Source organism: Ewingella americana, assembly GCF_006438725.1.
Taxonomy (GTDB): domain Bacteria; phylum Pseudomonadota; class Gammaproteobacteria; order Enterobacterales; family Enterobacteriaceae; genus Ewingella; species Ewingella americana_A.
Genome location: NZ_RCZD01000002.1, coordinates 35,445 through 50,872, shown reverse-complemented (window position 1 = coordinate 50,872; position 15,428 = coordinate 35,445). Strand labels below are relative to the sequence as shown.

Sequence of the window (15,428 nt, the reverse complement as noted above, 5' to 3'; positions counted from 1 at the left end):
CCCCGGCAGTTTCGGTGAGTTATTGATGACAACCTTTTTAAATACAGAGCAATGCATGTGAAAATCCGTCTTCTGGTTCTGAGCCTGTTGGTGTTAAACACAGGCGTGATGTCTGCTTCCTCCGCGATTGCGGGACAAAAACATGCGTCAGTGGTTGCGCCTATTGTGCAGATCGCTTCCGGCAGCGCCATGGTGGTTGACCTTAAAACCCACGAAGTGATTTATTCCCGAAACCCCGATCAGGTGCGGCCGATTGCCTCACTGACAAAACTGATGACGGCGATGGTCACGCTGGATGCCAAGCTGCCGCTGGATGAAGTGATCTCGGTAGATATTCATAACACCAGCGAGATGCGCGGCGTGTTTTCCCGCGTCAAAGTGAACAGTGAAATTACCCGCAAACAGATGATTCAGCTGGCACTGATGTCGTCTGAAAATCGTGCGGCTGCCAGTCTGGCCGCGCATTACCCCGGCGGCTATGACGCCTTTATCCGCGCGATGAACGCCAAAGCCAAACAGCTTGGCATGACCCAAAGCCATTATGTGGAGCCGACCGGTCTGTCGCCAAGCAACGTTTCAACCGCGCGTGATCTGACCCGTTTACTGCTGGCTTCGCAAAAATACCCGCTGATCGGTGAACTGAGTACCACCTCGGAAAAAACGGCCGTCTTCAGCCACCCGGCATATGCATTGCCTTTTCGTAACACTAATCATCTGATCATGAACCCGAGCTGGAATATTCAGTTGACCAAGACTGGCTATACCGATAATGCAGGGCACTGTCTGGCGATGCGAGCCACCATCAATGGCAGACCGGTTACGCTGGTGGTGATGGATGCGTTTGGCAAATATACGGCGTTTGCCGATGCCAACCGTCTGCGCACCTGGATGGAAACCGGTAAAACAGCGCCGGTGCCGCAAATTGCCAAAACTTACCGTAAGACCAAAGATCAGCAACGTACCCAGCCGAATATCGAACAGGCTGAGGATTAAGTTGGCTGCCTGAGGTTACCGGTTTCTGACCCAGTCAAACGAAAAACGGCGCTGCATCATGCAGCGCCGTTTTTATCTGCGCCTGGTGTGTTTGTGTCTGGTCACTATCTGTCGGGCAGGAGAGGCCTCAGAAAATCAGTTTAAATACGCCAGTCAACGTCAGTAAACCGACGATAAAGATAATGGCGATCACCCAGAGAATAATTTTCATACTCAGTCCCTCAACAAATTGATATACGCAGTGATCATCGCTAAGCCGATGATATCCTTCACTGAGTATAGACAATGTCAGGAATTTTGCTGCAAACCTGCCTCATATTGCCGCTTGCGCAGGTGCTCTATCGCTACGCGAAGCCCGCAGCGCGGGCTGCTTAACGGCGCGCCAAACTGTGTGAGATCCACCGCACCGGCCATCGATGCCTGGGCTAATGCCACTTTGTCAGCTCCCTGCTGAAACGCCTGGTCTGCGGCGGCAGCGACGTTCTGCACGTATCCGGCCACATCACCGTCCATGAATTTCTGCCACGCGCCTTCCACCAGAACGAACTCCACTTCCGCCTGCGGATGACGACTGACTCGCTCAAACAGCTGCTGCGTCGGCAGCAGGGTGGTTTCTACTGCATAGAGCACCTGGGTTTTTCCGGCTTTCGCCATGGCCTGCGTGGCTAAGGCTTCATCCACTCGCCACACCGGCACCGTTGTCAGGGCATCGGCCTGGGTAGCGGACGGGCCCAATGTCGAACAGGTCAGCAGCACCAGATCGGCGGTTTGTGCCAGTTCAACCAGCGCGTCACAGGCTTGCTGCTGGATGTAGGGTGTCAGTTGCCCGGCGGCAACGGCTGCTGCCAGCAGGTCGGGGCGGGAATGATGTGACAGCGTATCGGGTGTCAGGCCCAACGCTTCCGCAGCCGCATCGAAAACGGCGATGTTGCTGTCGGCAGTATGTAAGCAGGCAATGCGCAAAGTAGCTCCAGGGGGAATCGGATGAGGATCACAGGTTAATAGTTTTTCGCCGACAGGGGAGAATATTTTTGAGTGACAGTGCTGTGATCGCCGGTTTTGCTTTGGGGCAGCCAAACGGCTATTTGCTCCTGACGTGCTGAATTTTGATGTTTTAATCACCAGCATGCAGACTTCAGGTGGCGAACTATAATTAACTCAGGTCGCCACCTTCTTTATGCCCGCCGACACGCCGTGTCCCTTGGCATCCCGGAAGGACATTTCACCCGCGCCGCTGGCGGCTTTCGGCGTTAATGGGGGTGTACTATGGTCAATCATGTCTGGGGACTGATGTCCCATCCCGGCCCGGAATTGCAACAAATCCAGCGCGAGCGGGAAACCGTCTCACATCTTTACTCTCATCACGTGTTGTTATTGGCGCTGATCCCGGTGGTGTGTTCCTTCATTGGTACCACGCAGCTGGGATGGAATTTTGGTGATGGTCAGAACCTGATGGTCTCCATGTTCACTGCGGCCTACATTGCGGTAATTTTTTACGTCCTGATGCTGGGTGCCGTGGCCCTGATGGGGCGGATTATCTACTGGATGGCGCGCCGCTATGACAGCCGCCCGACGCTCAATAACTGCATTGTTTTCGCCGGCTATGTCGCAACCCCGATGTTCCTGAGCGGCATTGTCGCGCTCTACCCGATGGTCTGGCTCTGTCTGTTTGTCGGACTGATCGGCCTGTGTTACAGCGGATATCTGCTGTATCTCGGCATTCCTAACTTCCTCAATATCGATCATCGCGAAGGCTTGCTGTTCTCCAGCTCTACCCTGGCGATGGGGGTTCTGGTACTGGAGTTGCTGCTCGCGCTGACTGTACTGATGTGGGGCTACGGTACAAAACTGTTTTGATTTGACGCCCCCGCCAACCGGCGGGGGTTTTCACGCCCACCACTCTATTTCCCCCGTGCTAAAACCTTTCTGTACAGTACTGGCAGCGAAATCACCACGATCAGCATCGCCCCCACAATCACCGACATCACGATGCCCGGCACATTGAGCAGGCTGAGGCCGAAGGTCAGCAGGCCCATCAGAAACGCGGCGATAATGACGCCGGTCATGCTGCCGGAACCGCCGAGTACGCTGACGCCACCGAGCACGGCCATGGTGATCACGCTGAGCTCCCAGCCGAGGGCCAGCGTCGGGCGGGTACTGCCCAAACGCGAGGTCAGCAAAACAGCCGCCAGGCCGGACATCACGCCAACCAGCACGAACAGCGTCAGGTTGTGGCGTTTGACGTTAATCCCCGAATACCACGCGGCGACCGGATTGTTGCCGATGGCATAGGTGCGGCGGCCAAAGTTGGTTTTGTGCAACAGGAAATAAAACACCGCGCCGAGCACCAGGAACAACGCGAACTCAAACGACAGCGGCCCCCAGACATATCCCTGCCCAAACCAGGCGAAGCTGGCCGGATAGTGGTTCAGTGACTGATCGCCCAGCAGCACATAAGTCATGCCACGAAACAGGCTCATGGTGCCGATGGTGATCACGATGGAAGAGAGATTCAGCCGTGTTACCAGCAGGCCATTGATCAGCCCGCACAGCAACCCGACACTCAGCCCGACGCCGACCAGCGTCGGTGTCGGCCAACCCGCCTGTGCGCAGAACCCCATGATCGTTGAGCTCAGCGCCATGGTCGACGCGACGGACAAATCGATTTCACGCGCGATAATCAGCATCGCCATTGGCAGTACGATGATGGCTTTTTCTGTGAAGTTGAACGTCGCGTCTGACAGATTCCAGATATTCAGAAAGTACGGGGAGGCGAGGGCGCCCGCCACGAACACCAACAGCGTCACGGCCAGCAAAAAACCTTCCCAGCACATCAGGCGGCGAAGTAACGGTATCACCGACATCGGCGCATCTTCACGGAGGGATCTGCGCGACATTAACGTTTTATTCATGATCTGGCCTCAGGTTCAGTTCGCGCAGCATGGAGGGGGGGAGAGTGGCGCAAAATCAGCCGTCCTTTCCGTTTGTTGGTGCGTTCGTTGAGGATCACCGCAATCACGATCACACCGCCGGAAATCGCCATCTGCCAGAATGGTGACACTTCGATCACCGGCAATGCATTGTTGATCACGCCGAGGAACAACGCGCCGAGCAGGCAGCCGACCACCGAACCGATACCGCCCATGGTGCTGATCCCACCGATGACGCACGCCGCGACAATCTGCAATTCAAAGCCGTTGGCGACATCCACGTAGGCCACCGCAAAGCGTGAAATCCACAGATAACCGCAGAAACCGGCCAGTGCACCGGAGAGACAGAAGCTGACGAACTGCATTTTCCCTGCGTTGATACCGGTGTAATACGCCGCGGTGGCATTGCCACCTGCGGTGTATAACGCGCGGCCGGTGCGGCTGTAGCGCAGGAAATAGGCCACTAAAATCAGCACGCCAATCGCACACCAGCCGAGCAGCGGCAGGCCGATAAAGGTCGCACGCGGCAGGCTCAGAAAATCGGGGCTCATCTGATGGGCGTTGATCCAGCCGCCGTTGGAGAGCAGGAAAATAATGCCGCGATAAATACTCATGGTGCCGAGCGTGACCACAATCGGCGGGATACCGACTTTCCACACCAGCAGGCCGTTAATTGCGCCCATCACCAGCCCGAGCACTGTCGCCAGCAACACCAGCGACCACACCGGGATGTCCGGGTGATGAAAATTAATCAGCGCGACAATCATGCCAGTCAGCGCCAGATTGGCCGCCATCGACAAATCAATGCCTTTGGTCAGTAACACCATCATCTGGCCAAGCGCCAAAATGATCAAAATAGAAGTATCGTTGAACATCTCCAGCAGATTATTCAGACCGACAAACTCCGGCGATCGCGCACCGACGCCCAGCACCATCATGACGATGACGACCGCCAGCAACAGCTCGCGCTGCTTCAGCAGATTCCTGATCATGCTGCCTCCCCGGCCACGCCACTGGCGGCGCTGACAATCATTTCGGCGGTGGCCGCACCCGCATTAAATTCAGCCACCATCAGCCCCTCGTGCATCACGATGATCCGATCGCTCATGCCCATCACCTCTGGCAGTTCGGACGACACCATAATCACCGCCAGCCCGCGCCCAACCAGCTCGGACATAAACTGATGCACCGCTGCTTTTGAGCCGATATCAATCCCTTTGGTCGGCTCGTCGAGAATGATGATGTCCGGTTGGGTCGCCAGCCATTTGGCGATCACCACTTTTTGCTGATTACCCCCAGAAAGCGTGCCGACCGTCTGATTCCAGCTCGATGCTTTGACCTGCAACCGTTTGGCATAATCATCGGCCAGCGCCCACTCTTTTTTATCGTTAAGCACGCCGCGCGGATTGAGCTGGCTCAGTTGCGGCAGGCTGATATTTTGGCTGATCGGCAAATCAATAATGGCACCCTGTTTCTGCCGCTCTTCCGGCACATACACAATCCCGGCGCGGATCGCCTGCGAAGGCCGTGAGAAATGCTGTTCTTTACCTTTGATCAGGATTTTCCCGCCACTCGGTTGCGTGACCCCAAACAGCGCCTGCATCAGCTCGGTTCGGCCTGCGCCGACCAGCCCGTAGAAGCCGAGAATTTCGCTTTTGCGTAGTGAGAAATGAATGCCCGCGAATTCCGTTGGGTGGCTGAGGTTTTGTACCTGCAATACCGTTTCGCCCGGTTCGCTGTTCACTTTCGGATAGGCCTGACTGACTTCACGGCCGACCATCATGGTGACCATCTGCCGCTCGCTGATGTCGCTGATTTTGCCGGAGCCAACGTAACTGCCGTCGCGCAGCACGGTGTAGTAATCGGAAATGGCAAAGATCTCGTCGAACTTGTGCGAGATAAACAGGATGGCTTTGCCCTCAACTTTGAGGCGTTCGACGATATGATAAAACTCAGTGATTTCATGTTGCGATAGCGCCGCAGTGGGTTCGTCGAGGATCACCACCTGCGCATTAAACGACAGTGCGCGGGCAATCGCCACCATATGACGCTGTGCAATGCTCAGCGCTTTCAGCGTGGCGTGCGGGTCGATATTGACTTCCAAACGCGTCAGGATATCTCGCGCCTGCTGATGCATTACCGGCCAGTTCAGGCGTTTAAATATTCCGCTGTAAACGTAGTGGCCGACAAAAATATTCTCGGTGACGGAAAGCTCGTCAAACAGCACGGTTTCCTGATGAATGGCCGTGATACCCACCTTGTGCGCCGACTCAGGGTTGGGCAGTTTGATTGGGATGGCCTTATAGTGCAGTTCGCCTTCTTCTGGCTGATAAATACCGGTCATGACCTTCACCAGCGTGGATTTACCCGCGCCGTTTTCGCCAATCAGGGCGGTGACTTTTCCCGGATACAAATCCACATGCACGTTATTCAGCGCCCTGACGCCTGGAAAGACTTTGCTGATGCCCTTTAATGACAAAAGCGGAGTCGTGGAGTCATTCATACCATTCCCCTGTTTGGCTAAATACAACAAAGCGGCCAACCGAAAAGCGATCAGCCGCATTCAGGATCAGAATATTTTAGAGAATTTATCGATGTTGCTGGCATCGTAAATAAAGGGTTCAGCCATCGCGCCGCTGCCGTCGGCATCAAGCTTCACTTTACCTAAACGGCCCATGCTGGCTTCGGTTTTGGTCGCCGTGCCTTTAACCAGATCGTAGGCCAGATAAGTGGCGGCGTAACCGAGATCAATGGGGTTCCAGATGGCGAAACTTTTGGTTGCGCCGGATTTCACTGCGCCCGCCATTTCAGACGGCAGACCCAGGCCGGTTACATACACTTTGCCGATTTTCCCCTGATCTTTGACTGCCTGTGCCGCGGCCACAATACCGACCGACGACGGAGAAATGATCACTTTCAGATTGGGGTAGGATTTCAGCAGACCCATCGTTTCACGGTAGCTTTTATCTGATAAATCATCACCGTAGGCAACGGTCACCAGATTGACTGAAGGGTACTTCGGCAGCACCTTCTTCATCTCAGCGATCCACAAATTTTGGTTGGTCGAGGTCGGCGTGGCGCTCAGAATGGCCACGTCACCTTTATCGACATTCAGTGCCTTCAGCGCATCGGCAGCAAGTTTGACGTTAGTTTCGCCGATCAGCGCATTATTGGAGGGATTGAGGTGGATTTGGCGGCCGGCTTGCGCCACGCCGGAGTCCCATGACACCACTTTAATTCCACGTTGCATGGCTTTTTTCAGCACCGGCACCAGGGCGTCCGGGTCATTAGCGGAGACGGCGATCGCATCCACGCCCTGCGCAATCAGACCATTGAGCACTTCGATCTGCGCTTCGGCCGTGGTGGTGGTCGGGCCGGTGTAAATCACTTTCACATCGCCCAACTCTTTGGCAGCCTGCTGTGCACCGACGTTGGCTGCTTCAAAGAATCCATTGCCCAGCGATTTCGCCACCAGCGCAATTTTTACTTCTGCTGATGCCGCGCCTGCCAGCAGGATGCTGCTCGCCATCAGGGTAAGGCTCAGTACGTGTTTTAATTTCATTCTCTGTACTCCGCATGCTATTTGCAAAATCTGCAAAAGTTTAACGACCAAAAGTTGCCGACGCGCCAGGCGCATGATCATGACTCTAGGAGGTTGCTGACAGACTGACCTTTCCGCGAGTGCCAGTTCTGAGCCAACATTGGCAAACACACAAAGGTTTAGGAGAACAATCTCACAAATCGATAACAATCTTTTATCCGGCAGGCGAAACGGGCAGAAAAACACAGACTTTTAGCCAGGGAAACCTGCACTGAAAGAAGGCATAAAGCCAACTATCACGCCGAATGACGCCGGATTGAGCAGCGAAGTAAAGATTTTGTTCAAAAGCGGTTAGCCGGTCACAGTTTCAGCCTGATGGCCGCGCCGGTGGCGACTAAAATATTACAATAATGTTAATGAGGAGTCGGAAATGACGGTGTTGCGCAGTAGTGAGTATTTCCCCTCAGGCGATTCCCCGGTCGCCATTGAGCCGCGTCATCCACACGACACCTTTCCTGAGCACCATCATCTGGATTTCAATGAAATTGTGCTGGTTGAGCACGGGACAGGTACGCACGTTTTTAACGATCAGCCGCTGATCCTCAGCGCGGGTAGTGTCTGTTTTGTGCGTTACCGTGATCATCATCTGTATGAAAATACTGACAACTTGCATCTCACCAACGTGCTATACCGCCGACCTGAAGCGTTTCGTTTTCTTAACAGGATCAGTGAATTACTGCCTCAGGAAGTCAATGGAAACTACCCGGCACACTGGCGCATTAACCCCGGCCAGATAATTCAGGCTAAAATGCTGATCGACTTGATGGCCAACACGGCGTTTAGTTCGTTGCCGGAGTCCCAGGCTCAGCAGGAGCTCTATTTTATGCAGCTCTTATTATTGCTGCGCAAAGGCAGCCGCGACGTGGGCTATCACGGGCAGGGCGGCGACCTGAATAATCTGCTGGACTGGATGAACGTGCATTATGATGAAGAGATCGATTGGGCAGTGATAGCCGAAAAGTTCTCCATGTCGCTGCGCACCCTGCACCGCCAGATGAAACAGCAAACCGGCTGCACGCCGTTGAATTACCTCAACCGTCTGCGTCTGCTCAACGCGCGTAATATGTTGCGCTTTGGCGACAGCTCAATCACTGAGATCGCGCATCAGTGCGGTTTTTGTGACAGCAACCATTTCTCGACGCTGTTTAAACGCGAATTTGGCTACGCGCCGCGCCATGTTCGCCAGTAAATCCCCTTCCTGTTTCGATCTTCCAATTTGCAAAAATGTTACATCTGGCAGTCCGACCATGACGTTTTTGCCATTTCTCAACGCTGAATGGCAGTCACGGAAAGGTAAATCGTCGACGGATGGAACAGTCTGTTAAAACTTCACAAAAAAGAGCTTATTTTTTAACAACTCGTTCATCACCTCGATCCGTACCTGGGAGACTCCTTACATGGGCACAGTTCAAAAACGTATGTACATCAACGGTGAATTCGTTGAAAACACCGGCGGCAAGTGGATTGACGTTGTGAATCCAGCGACGGAACAGGTGATCTCACAAATCCCTGCTGGCACAGCGGAAGATGCCCGACGAGCCATTGATGCGGCTGAGGCAGCACAGCCGGGCTGGGAAGCGTTACCTGCGGTAGAGCGTGGGGTGTGGTTGCATAAAATCGCCGCCGGTATCCGTGAGCGCGAAGCCGAGCTGACCGCCACCATTATTGCCGAGGGCGGTAAAACCTACGGGTTGGCACAGACCGAAGTGTTGTTCACCGCCGACTACCTCGATTACATGGCGGAGTGGGCGCGCCGTTACGAAGGTGAAATCATCCAAAGTGACCGGCCAAACGAAAACATTTTCGTGTTCCGCAAAGCCATCGGCGTGACCACCGGTATTCTGCCGTGGAATTTTCCGTTCTTCCTGATTGCCCGCAAAGCCGCTCCAGCGCTGATCACCGGTAACACCATCGTCATCAAACCGAGCGAAATCACGCCGAACAATGCGGTGATCTTCGCTGAAATCATCCATAAAATCGGCCTGCCAAACGGCGTGCTGAATATCGTGACCGGTTACGGTCCCACCGTAGGACAGGAGCTGGCGGGCAACCCGAAAGTCGGCATGGTTAGCCTGACCGGCAGCGTCGCAGCCGGGATTGCCACCATGACCGCCGCTGCACAGAACGTCACCAAAGTGTCGCTGGAGCTTGGCGGTAAAGCCCCGGCGATCGTGATGAATGATGCCGACCTGGATCTGGCGGTCAAAGCCATCGTCAGTTCGCGCATTATCAACACCGGACAGGTGTGTAACTGCGCCGAACGCGTTTATGTGCAGGAAGGGGTGTACGACGAGTTTATCTCGCGCATCAGCGAAGCCATGAAGCAGGTGACTTTCGGTAACACCGCCGAGCAAAAAGAGCTGGATATGGGCCCGCTGATCAGCGCCGCCGCGTTGCAACGTGTAGAAGACAAAGTGGCGAAAGCCGTATCGCAAGGCGCGAAAGTGCTGCTGGGCGGTAAGCGTGAAAGTGGCACCGGCTTTTTCTACCCGCCGACATTGCTGGTGGATGTAAAGCAGGAGATGCCGATCATGCATGAAGAGGTGTTTGGCCCGGTATTGCCGGTCGCCGTATTCAAGACGCTGGATGAAGCTATCGCCATGGCTAACGACAGCGAATACGGCCTGACGTCGTCGATCTACACCAATAACATCAACACCGCGATGAAAGCGCTGAAACAGCTGAAGTTCGGTGAAACCTACATCAACCGCGAAAACTTCGAGGCGATGCAGGGCTTCCATGCGGGCTGGCGTAAATCGGGCGTGGGCGGTGCCGACGGCAAACACGGCTTGCAGGAGTATCTGCAAACGCACGTGGCTTACCTCCAGTTCCATTAAGGGCGCAGCGGGATTCATCAGGCAGCCAACAAGCCGGAGCGGGGGAAACCCGCCTCCGGCTTTGTTTTATGAGCGTCTGATAAGGGGAATGTATATTTTGTGCGGAATTTTGTTAAAAAATTACATTCGTAAAGTTACGTATGTACTAACAGGAAGAAAAAAACTATAGTGTTCGCCTTCTCGATTCCCCATCAGATTGGTGGGTTTTTGTCTATTCTTAATGTCTAAAAGTGAGATGTCCGTCATCTTTTAGGGCTGTTGTTCAGTTCTCACTTTTAGCTAGAAAAAAAGAACACCTAAAGTGAACGCCAAAACCTCTGCATTTATCATCACCTTGTTGTCATTTTTTAGCCCTGCCTCCGTCAGTTACGCGCTCTCAGCCACGGTTACGCCAAAGGGTGAGGCCGACGAAACATCTGACGCCTCATCGCTGATGATCATCAAACAACAGGGCTCAGAGGGGCTGTCCGAACTGGATACCCCGGCGGCGGTCAGCGTGATCGACGGCGAGGATTTCCGTAACAGTAAAGCGCAGGTCAATCTCTCTGAAAGTCTGGGCAGCGTGCCGGGTTTACAGGTGCAGAACCGCCAGAATTATGCGCAGGATTTGCAGCTTTCGGTGCGCGGGTTCGGCAGCCGTTCGATGTACGGCGTGCGCGGCGTGCGCATTTATGTCGATGGTATTCCGGCCACCATGCCTGACGGGCAGGGACAGACATCGAATATCGATCTGAACTCGGTAGAGCGCGTCGAAGTGCTGCGCGGGCCATTCTCCGCGTTGTACGGCAATGCTTCCGGCGGCGTGGTTAACGTGGATACCCAAAGCGGCACGCAGCCGACCACACTGGAAGCGGGCACCTATTTCGGCAGCGACGGAACCTTTCGTAACAGCGTCAAAGCCAGCGGTGCTACCGGTGACGGTACCCAGGCGGGCGACGTGAACTATCTGATCTCCGGTTCACGTTTCACCACTGACGGTTACCGCGATCACAGCGGTACGCAGAAAAATCTCGGCAATGGCAAACTGGGCGTGCGTATTGATGACGCCAGCACCCTGACGCTGATGTTCAACAGCGTCTCTGTCGATGCCAACGACCCGGGGGGCCTGACAGAATCTGAATGGCACGATAATCCGAAACAGGCGACGCGCGCCGATCAGTACAACGCACGTAAGAGCCTCGACCAGACTCAGGTCGGCCTGCGCTACCAGCGTCAGATGAGCGAGAACGATGCGTTCAGCCTGATGACTTATCACGGCGAGCGGCACACCACGCAATACCAGACTATTCCTGCCAGTGCGCAGAAGAACCCGCTGAATGCAGGCGGGGTGATCGTGCTTGAACGTAAATATTCCGGGGTTGATACCCGCTGGAAACATCAGGATCAGCTCGGTTCCGTGCCGTTCTCGGTCACCGGCGGTCTGGATTATGAAACCATGACCGAGCGCCGCTTCGGCTACGAGAACTTCAACGACCAGGGCTCGCTGGGCGTGAAGGGCGATGAACGCCGTAACGAACAGAACGTGATGTGGAATCTCGACCCGTATCTGCAAACCTCCTGGAACCTGACGCCGCGCTGGACGCTGGATGCCGGTGCGCGTTACAGCACCGTCAGCTTCGATTCCACGGATTACTACATAACCGGCAACAACCCGGATGACAGCGGTTCGCGCCGTTATCACAAACTGCTGCCGATGGCGTCCCTGAACTTCGCGGTGACCCCGGCGCTGAACACCTATGTCTCAGCCGGAAAAGGCTTTGAAACGCCGACCATCAATGAACTCTCTTACCGCACCGACGGCAAATCCGGCCTGAACCTTGGCCTGCAACCGTCCACCAGCAACACCGTCGAACTCGGCAGCAAATGGCGGGTCGGCAACGGTTTAGTCACCGCCGCCGTTTTCCAGACTGACACTGATGATGAGCTGATTGTCGCCCAAAGCATCGGGGGGCGTGCGAGCTACACCAATGCCGGTAAAACCCGCCGTCGCGGGCTGGAACTGTCGTTAGATCAACAAATTGAAGAGAACTGGCGCGTGAAGATGGCCTGGACACTGCTCGATGCGACCTATCGCAACGAGACCTGCGGCGCAGGCGACTGTACGCCAGCGGGCAACCGTCTGCCGGGTGTCGCCCGCAACATGGGCTACGCTTCATTAGAGTGGGCACCGGTTGATGGCTGGCACGCGGGAGCTGATGTTCGTTACATGAGCGATATTGAAGTGAATGACGAAAACAGCGAGCAGGCGCCTGCGTATACCGTCGCCAGCGTGAATGCGGGTTACCGCTTCAACTGGGACCAGGTGACGCTTGACCTGTTCACCCGCGTCGACAACCTGTTCGACAGAAACTATGTCGGTTCGGTCATCGTCAATGAAGGTAACGGTCGCTATTTCGAACCTGCCCCTGGCAGAAACTACGGTGGCGGCGCGACGCTTTCTTATCGCTTCGAGTAAGTTAGGTTAGTTTCAGCCATTAAAAGCCAAGAACCACGCGGCGCTGCCAAACGCCTGCATTTGTTGAAGTCCGGCAGCGTTCGCACGGAATGACACCCGGTGACAACCGGATGTTCTTGAAGATTTAGCTCATCCTAAATCGACAATTATAAAAATTCAGTAAGGTCATCAACTATGGAAACGAAAGCCTCGTTATCACGCATTGTCGTCATAATTACCGCTTTGTTCGCCGCGTTAAGCGGGATTTATCTTTTGGTCGGCGGTATCTGGCTGGCGAAATTAGGAGGTTCTTTTTATTACATTATTGCCGGTGTGGTTTCGCTGGTGACTGCGTGGCTGCTGTACCGCCGTCGCGCTTCTGCGTTGTTGCTGTATGCCGTGTTCCTGCTCGGAACGACGGTCTGGGCCGTCTGGGAAGTGGGCACAGATTTCTGGGCGCTGACACCGCGTCTGGACGTCACCTTCTTCCTCGGCCTGTGGATCCTGTTGCCGATCGTTTACCGGCAGATGGCGGCTAAAAACGCCTTTGCACGCGGTGCGCTGGCGCTGTCGCTGCTCTTCACCGTGATCGTACTCGGTTACTCCATCTTCAATGACCCGCAGGTGATCAACGGTACGATTAAAGCCGCGGACTCCGCGCCGGCAAAATCTGATTCCGGCATTCCTGACGGTGACTGGCCGGCCTATGGCCGTACTCAGGGCGGTACCCGTTACTCGCCGCTGAGCCAGATCAACGATCAGAACGTCAGCAAGCTCGACGTTGCCTGGACCTTCCGTACTGGTGATCTGAAAACCGCTAACGATCCGGGCGAAATCACCGACGAAGTGACACCGATCAAGATCGGCAACATGCTGTACCTGTGTACGCCGCACCAGAAGCTGTTTGCGCTGGACGCTGCGACCGGTAAAGAGGTGTGGAAATTTGATCCCCAGCTCAAGCCAAACCCGACCTTCCAACACGTCACCTGCCGTGGTGTGTCTTATCACGAGACAACACCTGCTGCACAAGGGGGGGAAGCCAATGGTGCCGCCCCGGCGGTGTGTGCACGCCGCATCATTCTGCCGGTCAACGATGGGCGTCTGTTCGCGCTTGACGCGCAAACCGGCGCACGCTGTCCGGCATTCGGTAACAACGGTGAGCTGAACCTGCAAAACAACATGCCGAATGCGGTGCCGGGTCACTACGAGCCGACGTCACCGCCAATCATCACCAAATCGGTGATCATTGTGGCCGGTGCGGTTACCGATAACTTCTCTACCCGCGAGCCCTCCGGTGTGATCCGTGGCTTCGACGTTGAGACCGGTAAGCTGCTGTGGGCATTTGACCCAGGTGCTGCTGATCCGAACAAACTGCCAGCCGAAGGCGAGCACTTCACGCCAAACTCCCCGAACTCATGGGCGCCTGCGTCTTATGATGACAAACTGGATCTGGTTTACCTGCCAATCGGTGTAGCGACCCCGGACATCTGGGGCGGCAACCGTACCCCGAATATGGAACGCTTCGCGAGCGGCCTGCTGGCGCTGAATGCGACGACGGGCAAACTGGCCTGGTTCTACCAGACCGTTCACCACGACCTGTGGGATATGGACGTACCTGCGCAGCCAACGCTGGCTGATATCACGGACAAAACCGGCAACAAAGTGCCTGCGATTTATGTACCGACCAAAACCGGTAACATTTTCGTGCTGGACCGTCGTGACGGTAAGCTGATTGTTGATGCACCTGAGAGACCGGTTCCGCAAGGCGCCGCGAAGGGCGACCACGTTTCCCCGACTCAGCCATTCTCCAAACTGACGTTCCGTCCAGAAGCAAAACTGACCGGCAAAGATATGTGGGGTGCGACGATCTACGACCAACTGATGTGTCGTGTGATCTTCCACCAACTGCGTTATGAAGGCACTTTCACACCGCCATCCGAGCAGGGCACCCTGGTGTTCCCGGGTAATCTCGGCATGTTCGAATGGGGCGGTATCTCTGTGGATACCGACCGTCAGGTGGCTATCGCTAACCCGATTGCCTTGCCATTTGTGTCTAAGCTGATCCCACGTGGTCCAGGCAACCCGATCGAGCCTGACGCCAACGACAAAGGCGGTTCCGGTTCTGAGTCTGGTATCCAGCATCAGTACGGTGTGCCTTACGCGGTAACGCTGAATGCGTTTCTGTCTCCGCTGGGTTTCCCATGTAAACAGCCTTCATGGGGTTACATTTCCGGTGTTGATCTGAAAACCAATGACATCGTGTGGAAGAAACGTATCGGCACCGTGCGCGACAGCTCACCGGTTCCGTTACCGTTCAAAATGGGGATGCCAATGCTTGGCGCACCGATTTCCACCGCCGGTAATGTGTTCTTCATTGCAGCAACCGCCGACAACTACCTGCGCGCGTTCAACATGAGTAACGGTGACAAATTGTGGGAAGCCCGTCTGCCAGCCGGCGGCCAGGCGACCCCAATGACCTACTCGGTGAATGGCAAACAGTACGTTGTCATTGCAGCCGGTGGCCATGGTTCGTTCGGTACCAAACTGGGCGATTACATCATCGCTTACGCACTGCCAGACGCTGACGCTAAATAATTAGCCTAAGCGTTTTGAATAATGAAAGGCCGCGAAAG

The 15,428-nt window shown here is 55.1% G+C and carries 11 protein-coding genes; 6 read left to right on the top strand and 5 right to left on the bottom strand.

The genetic code is table 11. The features are described 5' to 3' along the window. Positions 1 to 51: 51 nt before the first annotated feature. Positions 52 to 993 carry a D-alanyl-D-alanine endopeptidase gene (pbpG, locus tag EAH77_RS03320; protein WP_170215664.1) on the top strand — a complete coding sequence of 314 codons (942 nt, stop codon included), beginning with the start codon at positions 52 to 54 and terminating at the stop codon, positions 991 to 993. 288 nt (positions 994 to 1,281) lie between these two features. Here the strand turns inward: pbpG and EAH77_RS03315 are convergent, their stop codons facing one another. Continuing rightward, complete coding sequence (locus EAH77_RS03315) at positions 1,282 to 1,956, bottom strand: aspartate/glutamate racemase family protein (protein ID WP_140470405.1); 675 nt, start codon at positions 1,954 to 1,956, stop codon at positions 1,282 to 1,284. Positions 1,957 to 2,259: 303 nt separating this feature from the next. On the opposite strand from EAH77_RS03315, the gene EAH77_RS03310 reads away from it, so the two are divergent. Then, positions 2,260 to 2,850 carry a Yip1 family protein gene (locus EAH77_RS03310; RefSeq protein WP_140470404.1) on the top strand — a complete coding sequence of 197 codons (591 nt, stop codon included), beginning with the start codon at positions 2,260 to 2,262 and terminating at the stop codon, positions 2,848 to 2,850. A 44-nt stretch (positions 2,851 to 2,894) separates the two neighbouring features. Here EAH77_RS03310 and EAH77_RS03305 read toward each other — a convergent pair whose 3' ends face one another. The 4 genes from EAH77_RS03305 to rhaS (EAH77_RS03290) form a co-directional block, all read right to left on the bottom strand. Then, entirely contained in the window at positions 2,895 to 3,890 is a 996-nt protein-coding gene (locus EAH77_RS03305) for an ABC transporter permease (protein ID WP_431306746.1), read from the bottom strand. Between the two features lie 11 nt (positions 3,891 to 3,901). Further along, a complete protein-coding gene (locus EAH77_RS03300) occupies positions 3,902 to 4,915 on the bottom strand; it encodes an ABC transporter permease (RefSeq protein WP_140470402.1) in 1,014 nt (337 codons plus the stop codon). Beyond that, positions 4,912 to 6,426, bottom strand: a complete 1,515-nt coding sequence (locus tag EAH77_RS03295) for a sugar ABC transporter ATP-binding protein (protein ID WP_140470401.1) — start codon at positions 6,424 to 6,426, stop codon at positions 4,912 to 4,914. The genes EAH77_RS03300 and EAH77_RS03295 overlap by 4 nt, the downstream gene beginning before the upstream one ends. A 66-nt stretch (positions 6,427 to 6,492) precedes the next feature. Next, positions 6,493 to 7,485, bottom strand: a complete 993-nt coding sequence (gene rhaS / locus EAH77_RS03290) for a rhamnose ABC transporter substrate-binding protein (RefSeq protein WP_140470400.1) — start codon at positions 7,483 to 7,485, stop codon at positions 6,493 to 6,495. Between the two features lie 409 nt (positions 7,486 to 7,894). Between rhaS (EAH77_RS03290) and rhaS (EAH77_RS03285) the strand changes: the two genes are divergently transcribed. From rhaS (EAH77_RS03285) to EAH77_RS03270, 4 genes are all read left to right on the top strand, one after another. Then, positions 7,895 to 8,713 (top strand): HTH-type transcriptional activator RhaS, encoded by an 819-nt coding sequence (gene rhaS, locus EAH77_RS03285; protein ID WP_140470399.1) that lies wholly within the window; start codon positions 7,895 to 7,897, stop codon positions 8,711 to 8,713. Positions 8,714 to 8,921: 208 nt separating this feature from the next. Continuing rightward, on the top strand, positions 8,922 to 10,361 hold the full coding sequence (gene aldA, locus EAH77_RS03280; protein WP_140470398.1) for an aldehyde dehydrogenase: 1,440 nt from the start codon (positions 8,922 to 8,924) through the stop codon (positions 10,359 to 10,361). Positions 10,362 to 10,662: 301 nt separating this feature from the next. Further along, positions 10,663 to 12,816, top strand: coding sequence for a TonB-dependent receptor PqqU (gene pqqU / locus EAH77_RS03275; RefSeq protein ID WP_140470397.1), 2,154 nt, complete (start codon positions 10,663 to 10,665; stop codon positions 12,814 to 12,816). A gap of 174 nt (positions 12,817 to 12,990) precedes the next feature. Further along, positions 12,991 to 15,390, top strand: coding sequence for a glucose/quinate/shikimate family membrane-bound PQQ-dependent dehydrogenase (locus tag EAH77_RS03270; protein ID WP_140470396.1), 2,400 nt, complete (start codon positions 12,991 to 12,993; stop codon positions 15,388 to 15,390). Positions 15,391 to 15,428: the final 38 nt, after the last annotated feature.